Origin of the sequence: Lampropedia puyangensis, assembly GCF_004833285.1 — a bacterium.
Lineage (GTDB): Bacteria > Pseudomonadota > Gammaproteobacteria > Burkholderiales > Burkholderiaceae_C > Lampropedia > Lampropedia puyangensis.
Genome location: NZ_STFG01000041.1, coordinates 1 through 8,141 on the forward strand (window position 1 = coordinate 1; position 8,141 = coordinate 8,141).

Below are 8,141 nucleotides of genomic sequence, written 5' to 3' on the forward strand. Positions count from 1 at the left end.
AAGGCGCAGATCATGGCACTGGAAAATGAGGGATTTAGCTTCACCGATGATGGAATGCAGCTGGATCTGTCTGGAAGAATTTTGTTTGACTTGAATTCTTCTGATGTGGATCTTGATACAAGGCATCGCATCAAGAAGATCACAACTATGTTTTTAGAGATTGGTATCGACCGTATTCGCTTGGACGGGCATACCGATGACACCGGGGACGCTCGCTATAACGAAGCCCTCTCAAAGAGGCGTGCAGATGCAGTGGCGCAGCTGATGGTCGAGGACGGATACCCAGCAAATGCCATTCAAACGCGTGGGCTTGGAAGTCAAAAACCGGTTGCCAGGAACAACTCCAGCGAAGGGCGTGCCTCCAATCGACGTGTAACTGTCATTGTTGGAGCTATGGAGTGATCGTGAACGCAAACAACGCGCCACTGTAGAACTGATCTTTAACCTCATTCTGAATCGCCCCGGGTTTCGAGGAGGCTGTTTGGTTTAAGTCAGGTCATCACAAAGTGACCTGACTGGCGAGTTGCCGGTAGTAGTTTTCCTCAGCTTCTGTAGGCGGAATGTACCCAATAGGTTCAAGCTGGCGATGGTAATTAAACCATGACACGTCTTTGTTGCACAAATAAATCTTAACTTATTGATATCAATAAATTTTTCACAATGCAAAATAAAATCAACCCAACAAAATCAATGACTTACGGATTTATGCAACAAAGCCGTAAAGTTCTTATTAAACTAGTGGAAGTATCGTTGCTAGCAGTTGGTATTACCGCTTGTGGTGGCGGTAACGATGCACCAATCGATCCGATTGAGCCTAATCCGACGAAGCCATCGCCTTTGAAACTGGAATTGCTGACAGGCGCATCAACCGTCAACTTGGAGCAATGCGAAGAGCCGATGAACGGTCCTGTTGAGACGGCGCGCTTTAATCGACTCATGCGGGCTACGGTGTATCAGGATGCCATTTACTTAGCTGAAACAGGCGAAGGATGTGAAAACACCGTCTACAACCAACTATGGGTTCGCCCCGGAGAGATTGGTGCAAGCAGAATTCTTCAACTTTCTAACGGGACAGTCGAGACTACGCTTGAACTTGGCGGAGCTGTGACTACGATGGGGCGACCTACTGCAGTTCGCTTTCCAAGTGGTTTTGCAAGAAGCGCCGGAAGTCCTACAGGAGTCGTTTTAAGTTATTCGGCAGCCAATAGCGACAAGGATTTTACTGCTGATATGGACTGGATGCAGAGGTATTCGGAATGGAACAATCAAGGTTGGAAAATGTTTCCTCCTGGTCTTTTTAATTTTCGTGGAGATCTACCAGGCTCTCATGATCTGGTTGCAGGTCGGACAGGGGAGCTTCCCGCCCTAATTGACGGCAGTGGCCTAGAAGCGGGTTTCGTAGCACCTCATGATTTAGAAGTCGATGTCCAAGGCTTGTTCTATTTGATTGATGACGGACGCATTCGCACCATCGATAATGATTACAACGTCAAAACGTTGGACTCTGTTGCGTTGGGTATCACCGCCAAAATCAAAGCATTGGATGCCGATCACCAAGGACGCATTCATGCTTTAACAAAGCAAGCGCAAGGTCAATACACATGGCATCGTTTAGCCGATGGATCTTCAGTTAACTTCACCGTGCCATCGCCTGTAGAAGGCGACACCTTGACGGCTGAAACATTCACGATCATTGACGATGCCATTCTCATCAGTGTGCGTGAATCGACACCGTACAGCTCATCGCGCATCTTTCACGTCTCTGCCAAAGGCGAGGTAACAGCCATGACCGGCACGCAAACAGCGTCCACAGAGCAAGACTTTTTAGACAACTCTGCCCAATACTTGTTGCCTGCGATTCAGCATATCGAGTATGGCGTGGATGGTCATTTGTATTTAGTCTTGCCGCAGGGTGTTTTGATTGATCGCGACTATTCAGTGATGTCCAAGTGATAAGCTGACTTGATCTGGAATTGCGCTAGTCCTGCGCATCCTTAATTCATCATCAACCGTCATTGTTAGCGAGTCTAGCAATGGCGGTTTTTTCATGGCATTGAGCAAGCCGAGGGCGGCTTGCGACGGGCAAAGGCTTCTCTACGGGAGTAATGGCCCAATCCAAAGGGCGCGGCAGCTCCTCATACTTCGGTCGCTGCCGCAAAGGATTTACCGGCAAGGGAAACTGACCGCTACGGGACTACCGGCTAGGCCTAAGCGCGGGGGCACTTAGGCCTTGCGGCAACAGCCAACAGCCCAACAGCCGCGCCAGTCGATGTTTTGGCTATCACATTTAAATCATCTTGGCAAGGCGTAAACCTGTAATACGTGATGCAGGTTATCGCATGGACGCAAAGCAGGGCCAACTCTATTCTCAGAGCATGCCCTATTTTCACCACATCTGGCATGGCCTTCTCGCTTGCCTGGGTGGTGTTCAAAGGGTCACAAGTCCGCCTGGAGCTTGGTTGTCCTGATGCAGTGATTCGATTCAGAGACGATCAAATTCCTTGTGAATCTGAAACATTCTCGTGCGATTCGCTTGCCATCCATGCCCTCATTGCTGTCCACACCTCCATCCTCCTGGCTCACGTTGTCACCGCTTGCCTTGGCTGCAACGCTGCTGACAGCCTGTGCGTCGTCAACCGGCTACGACCAGATTTACCAACCACCCAAGTATTGGGACACGCCTGCAGCGGTGCCAGCTCCTGTTGCAGCCAACGCGCCCAATCGCACCGCCGTACTCTCTGCCGATGTGCGCTACGGCTGGCAACCGCGTTATGTGACCGACCATCACATTGCGGCGTTGACCAACGACATCATGCAGGCCAATGCGCATGGCCAACTGGCCAACACGTATGAATGGGCCAAGGCCCGGTGCATGGTCAATCTGGCCGCATACACCTACCGTGAAACCCGCACCGATGGGGTGACGGAGTATTTGTATGGCACAGCGGGTTTGTATGCCCATGCTGCCAACACAGGGCAGACCGTGGCTCTGAGCACCCCACAAATCCCTGGTTACGTGCGCTACAACCAGAATCTGTGGAACGAGCTCAAACGCATGGAAGACAGTGAAGGCGCACGCTGTGCCTTGCCTGCATTGGCTTGTGGCTCCGTGGCCTTGTTGGGGGCAGATTACGAATTCAATCAAGGTTATGGCCAGCACTACAAACACGGCCAGATGATGCTCGACGACTACCGCAGCTTTGCCAACGCAGCGCAGTCGCAGATCAAGGCTTGCGCTACGCCTGCAGCACCACCGCCACCTCCTGTGCCTCAAGAGCCTGTGATGTACACCGCGTCCGCTCAAGCCTTGTTCGCCTTTGACAAATCAGACTTGGGCTCACTCAGACCTGATGGCAAGAGCGTGCTGGACAACATCGTTCGTGATATCCAAGGCCGTTTCCTTACGGTGCAAGCCATTGAGATCGTGGGCCATACCGACCGCCTGGGGGCGGAGAAATACAACCAAAAGCTCTCGCGTGATCGGGCTGTGAATGTGGGCACCTATGTCTTCCAGAACCTCAAAGACCGTTTTGGCAATGCCGAGGTGACCGCCCGTGGCGTGGCCTCTGGCAGTCCTGTCGCGCAATGCCCAGGCAAAGCCTCCAACGCCGTGATCGCCTGTCTTGCGCCCAACCGCAGGGTAGAGATCAAGGTCACCGGGCAAGTGCTTCCTTTCTCGCAAGCCCCAAGCATAGAGGGCGTCTCTGTTCAGTAGTCCTTCAACACACGTCTGTCTTCAACCCACTTTCATATGCACAACACAAAGAGGTATCTTTCAATGAGCACACCACACTCCAAGCGACTCACCAAGCTGGCCATTGCCACTGCCGTGATGCTGGCCAGCACCTTGACTGGCGCACAGACCGTTATCGGCAATGGCAACTACGGCAGCGGCGCCACGTACACGCCGGGCCAGACAACTGGCACCACAACAGGCAATTTGCCGGATGTGGTCATTGGTTCAGGCGCCGTGTCGTCTGGCTCGATCTACACCCCAGAGGGAGGTGGGCCTAACGTGGTCGTTGGCCACAATGCCAGCGCAGTGGGCATGGCCAATACTGTACTTGGCAACCATGCCTCTGCTGTTGCAGGCCCTAACGGTTTGGCAGGTGGCGTGACTGCCATCGGCGCCAATGCCACGAGCCAGGGCCTGTTGGGTACATCCATAGGCACAAACAGCACGTCCAATGGTGATCGTTCTGTAACGATTGGCGGCAACGCAAACGGCAATGGCAACAACTCGACAACCATCGGAGCAGGGGCCACGACAAATGCTGATAACGCGACGTCGATTGGCACCGATTCCTCCGCTTCGCACCAAAACTCAGTCGCCATTGGCAACGGCTCGACGACGACTAAAGATAACTCTGTTGCGTTTGGCAATCGTCAATTAACTGGAGTTACCGCAGGCGCAGCTGACACAGACGGCGTCAACGTCAAGCAGCTCAATGATGGTCTTGCCGATACATTGACAAAAGCCAACAACTACACAGACCAAGTGGCGCAAACGACGGTCAATAACTTGACACAGCTCATTGATGACAAGTCCGGCGATATTCTGAACCAAGCCAATACCTACACCGACCAGGTGGCAGGCGATACACTCAACAAAGCCTATGCGTACACAGACCAAAAGAGCACGCAGGTACTCAATGAATCGAAGGAGTACACGGACACTGTGGCGATCAATACACTGAATCAGGCCAATACCTACACTGACCAGGTGGCAGGTGACACGCTCAACAAAGCCTACGCCTACACGGATGTCAAAACCACAGAGGTACTCAACGAGTCTAAACAGTACACCGATACGGTAGCGATCAACACGCTGAACCAGGCCAACACCTATGCCGACTCAGTGGGGGCCAGTACGTTGAATCAGGCTAACACCTATACCAACCTCAAGTTTGAAGAGTCCAAAGCCTACACGGACGTCAAAACCACAGAGGTGCTCAACCAGTCCAAGGAATACACGGACACCGTAGCGATCAATACGATTGCAACAGCCAATACCTACACGGATCAGGCGGTGAATGCGGCCACCGTGTTCAAGGTGGATGAAACCGGCAAAATCACGTTCTCCAATGCACCTGGTTCAGCAGGGGCGGCAAGCAAAGGTGATGCGGGTATTGATTTCACAGCAGGCGATGGCAAAGCGAGCAACATCACGGGCGTCAATAATCTGACAGTGCAGGGCACTACGACCACGCAGAACCTGACCGTCAACCCTGGTGGCACGATTGACATGGGCGGCAACCAGATTCACAACGTGGCCGCAGGCACAGCAGATACCGATGCCGTCAATGTGGGTCAGCTCAATGAAGGGCTCAATGCGGTTCGAGGTGATTTAGACCGTGAGGTCACTCGTCTGGATGGACAAATCCAGAGCAACCGCAAGATTGCAGCAGCCGGTATTGCCACGGCGATGGCTATGAACACCGACAACGTGCAGCAGCACCCCGGTGAGTTTGCCGTTGGGGCAGGGGCCGGTTACTACGATGGCTCTGCAGCAGTGGCCGTGACGGGCAGCTACCTGACAGAGTCAGGCAAAAGCAAAATCTCCGCAGGTCTGGGTGGTGGTAAAGACGGCAAGCTGGGCGCCAAGATTGGCGTGAGCTTCGCATTCTGACGTTTCGATATCCATGAGATTGCAGCACATGACGCATTCCACATCGCTGACCCCAAGCCTGGCTTCTCAGTTTGAAGGATGGGCCAACAACGGGCCTGAGTCTTTAGAGACAGGCCAGCAAGGGCGCGACAAGATGGATCCTGTGCATGCCATCTATGTGGTTGTTGATTCAATGCAGAGCCTTGGACTGTCCGCGTGGACAGCCAATCTGTTGCATTTCTTAGGCCGCTTCGACGGCCTGGAAATGCATCTGGATGAGGAATGCCATCCGCTGCTGTGCACGCGCCAGGTGCTGCTCAGCCATGTGGCTAACATGCACACGCAGCGCGATCTCTCAGGCACCCGAGAGATGCGCATGCGGCAACTGATTGATGACCTGATGCAACTGGAGTTCATGCACCACCGGCACTACTGGTGCGTGCAGCCTCCACATGCTCGCGTGGAGTTCAATCCTCTGGAGCATTCCTGGCTGGACTTTGTGGCAATGGGCCTGCCCCAAGAGCAACTCTGCGGGTTTAGACCAGAGCGGGGCAATCCACAGTGGGTCTCGCTGTGGAAAGAAAAGTTACTGAACCTCAACTAACAGGGGTATGTGCAATGACTCGTGATCTTGAGCGCATCGACATTTGTATTCGTTTCAATGGCCAACGCTACATCACCAGCCAGCGCCAAGGCCTGCGGGCCACCAGCATCCATAGCGCCCACATTGCCGCCGTCAGGCTGGGATGCAAGCTCTTTGGAGATCGTTTTGAGCATGCACAGCCTTGGCTCGACCTTGATCCCGGTGCAGACCGGCAGCAGTGGTCTTTGCAGGCCTTGCCCGTGCACCCCTACAAGAAACCAAAGCCGCAGCACAGCAAATGAGCTGCACCAAAACATTCGAGCATGAGCGACACCAAAATCAATGCCGACCAGCGCCTGAGCATGAGCCTGCTGGATCTGTGGACGGGCAATACCATATCCTACAGAAACGATCTGGAGCGTTTTTTCACATGCTGCCGAGTCACACTAGGCTTTGTCTTGCCCGAGGAGTGGACTGGAGAGGTGTTTGTGCAGCCTTCACCGTGTTTGTCTCGCGTGCGCGTTCTGGCCCAAACCGATTCAGGCCTGTGCAGTGAGCTGGCGAGTTTTGCATCACACGCGCAGGCTACGGCTGTGCAACAGCGCCTGCTGGCAATCCATGCAGAGGCTGAGCGGATGTTCTCGTTTGCCGATACGGAGCTACCTGAACATGATTGAGACGATTGCCGCTTTGGTTGTGCTGATCGCCGTCTGCGCCATTACCTGTATTGTCTGGAAGAGGAAAGACATGGCTTTGACCAGGCAGTTATCGGCCTTTAACAAGCGGTCATTGTTTATCTCCCTGAACGGCAAAGTCGTCGCCACCATGCAGGAGGCTGACTATGCCCAGCTTTGCCAAAGTATTCACAGAGACAAAGCCGTTATGGGTAGGACTGTTCTATGCTTTCTTCGATTCTTGTGCATTCGAGTAGCTGATTTCTTACGCCTTGTGCCTTTGGTGGCCTTTTGGCTATTGATGTATTTTGCCTGGAGCGACTCCGATCAGGTCGCCCAGCTGAGAGACAAAGCGCTTCTTTTACAGGACTTAATCGGACTGCTGAATGTGGCCGTGCCAGTGGCATTGGTCATATTCACCATTCAAAGCACTTTCGGATGGTCACGCAGGAACGCATGGCGTTTGCCCGCGCATGAAGAGCTCAACAACAGACTGCATGGTCTATTGAGAACTGGGATGCCTGGCCAATTCGTCGTTTATCCGGCAGAGACCTTTACGTTCCAATTCGGCAAACCTGATGCTCAAATCATTCCCCTTAAGAAATAACAACCTCAAAGCAGGGCGCTGTTCATGAAGTCGATTGCCGCCAAGCTGCTGGCCGTCCTGCCCTGGAACAAGCGAGCGTCATTACCAGCTCCTGCCGCAGCAATCCAGCAAAGCAAACCAGAAGAGACTGCAGGCACCGAGTCCGCCCCTGCAGTAGCCATTGCAGGCTCTCGCAATGGTTGGCTGCGGGTACTGACGGCCCACGAGCTGCTGCAAGTCGTGCACGGTCAGCGGGTGATCGACAAAATCTATACCCAGTCACGGCTGTCCGAGACCGTATTTGCACGAGACTTTGTACCAGCGATTCATGCCTATTGCGAGTTTGTGCAATTGGCCCCTGCATCTGAGGCCCATCACCATGCCCATGTGGGAGGTTTGCTCTCGCATACGCTGGAGATGGTCTTGGCAGCCATGACCTGGCGCAATGGCCATCTATTGCCAGAGGGGGAAGTCATTGAGGTCATCGACGCGCAGCGCGACCATTGGACGTATGTGGTGTTCTTTGCGGCTTTGTTACATGACGTGGCCAAGCCCATGACGGATTTAAGAATCTCCTGGCGCAGCAAGAACATGGATGCGCCCCTGCGCTGGGCCCCTGTGGCAGGTTCCTTGACGCAAGTGACCCAAGGTCGTCCTGAATCGCACCGGTATCCGTGGAGGCTGAATCTC

9 protein-coding genes are annotated in these 8,141 nt (G+C 53.5%); all 9 read left to right on the top strand.

Annotation, left to right across the window (positions count from 1 at the left end; all coding sequences use genetic code 11):
- A partial coding sequence (gene yfiB, locus E9531_RS17060) for an outer membrane lipoprotein YfiB (protein ID WP_211343480.1) occupies nt 1-402 on the top strand: 402 nt, incomplete at its 5' end.
- A gap of 258 nt (nt 403-660) precedes the next feature.
- Nucleotides 661-1,953: a hypothetical protein gene (locus E9531_RS17065; RefSeq protein ID WP_136574979.1), complete on the top strand. Its 1,293-nt coding sequence runs from the start codon at nt 661-663 to the stop codon at nt 1,951-1,953.
- 589 nt (nt 1,954-2,542) lie between these two features.
- A complete protein-coding gene (locus tag E9531_RS17070) occupies nt 2,543-3,715 on the top strand; it encodes an OmpA family protein (RefSeq protein WP_136574980.1) in 1,173 nt (390 codons plus the stop codon).
- A 63-nt stretch (nt 3,716-3,778) separates the two neighbouring features.
- A complete protein-coding gene (locus E9531_RS17075; protein ID WP_158291837.1) occupies nt 3,779-5,629 on the top strand; it encodes a YadA family autotransporter adhesin in 1,851 nt (616 codons plus the stop codon).
- Between the two features lie 28 nt (nt 5,630-5,657).
- A complete protein-coding gene (locus E9531_RS17080; protein WP_136574982.1) occupies nt 5,658-6,212 on the top strand; it encodes a hypothetical protein in 555 nt (184 codons plus the stop codon).
- Nucleotides 6,213-6,226: 14 nt separating this feature from the next.
- Nucleotides 6,227-6,493, top strand: coding sequence for a hypothetical protein (locus E9531_RS17085; RefSeq protein WP_136574983.1), 267 nt, complete (start codon nt 6,227-6,229; stop codon nt 6,491-6,493).
- 21 nt (nt 6,494-6,514) lie between these two features.
- Nucleotides 6,515-6,868, top strand: coding sequence for a hypothetical protein (locus tag E9531_RS17090; protein WP_136574984.1), 354 nt, complete (start codon nt 6,515-6,517; stop codon nt 6,866-6,868).
- Nucleotides 6,861-7,472 (top strand): hypothetical protein, encoded by a 612-nt coding sequence (locus tag E9531_RS17095; RefSeq protein ID WP_136574985.1) that lies wholly within the window; start codon nt 6,861-6,863, stop codon nt 7,470-7,472. The genes E9531_RS17090 and E9531_RS17095 overlap by 8 nt, the downstream gene beginning before the upstream one ends.
- Nucleotides 7,473-7,496: 24 nt before the next feature.
- Nucleotides 7,497-8,141: TraI domain-containing protein (locus tag E9531_RS17100; protein ID WP_211343481.1), on the top strand; the 645-nt coding region annotated here is incomplete at its 3' end.

What these genes read in the sequence shown, in the direction of transcription:
- E9531_RS17065 (WP_136574979.1), top strand. Translation starts at nt 661, where the DNA reads ATGCAAAATAAAATCAACCCAACAAAATCAATGACTTACGGATTTATG.
- E9531_RS17070 (WP_136574980.1), top strand. Translation starts at nt 2,543, where the DNA reads ATGCCCTCATTGCTGTCCACACCTCCATCCTCCTGGCTCACGTTGTCA.
- E9531_RS17075 (WP_158291837.1), top strand. Translation starts at nt 3,779, where the DNA reads ATGAGCACACCACACTCCAAGCGACTCACCAAGCTGGCCATTGCCACT.
- E9531_RS17080 (WP_136574982.1), top strand. Translation starts at nt 5,658, where the DNA reads ATGACGCATTCCACATCGCTGACCCCAAGCCTGGCTTCTCAGTTTGAA.
- E9531_RS17085 (WP_136574983.1), top strand. Translation starts at nt 6,227, where the DNA reads ATGACTCGTGATCTTGAGCGCATCGACATTTGTATTCGTTTCAATGGC.
- E9531_RS17090 (WP_136574984.1), top strand. Translation starts at nt 6,515, where the DNA reads ATGAGCGACACCAAAATCAATGCCGACCAGCGCCTGAGCATGAGCCTG.
- E9531_RS17095 (WP_136574985.1), top strand. Translation starts at nt 6,861, where the DNA reads ATGATTGAGACGATTGCCGCTTTGGTTGTGCTGATCGCCGTCTGCGCC.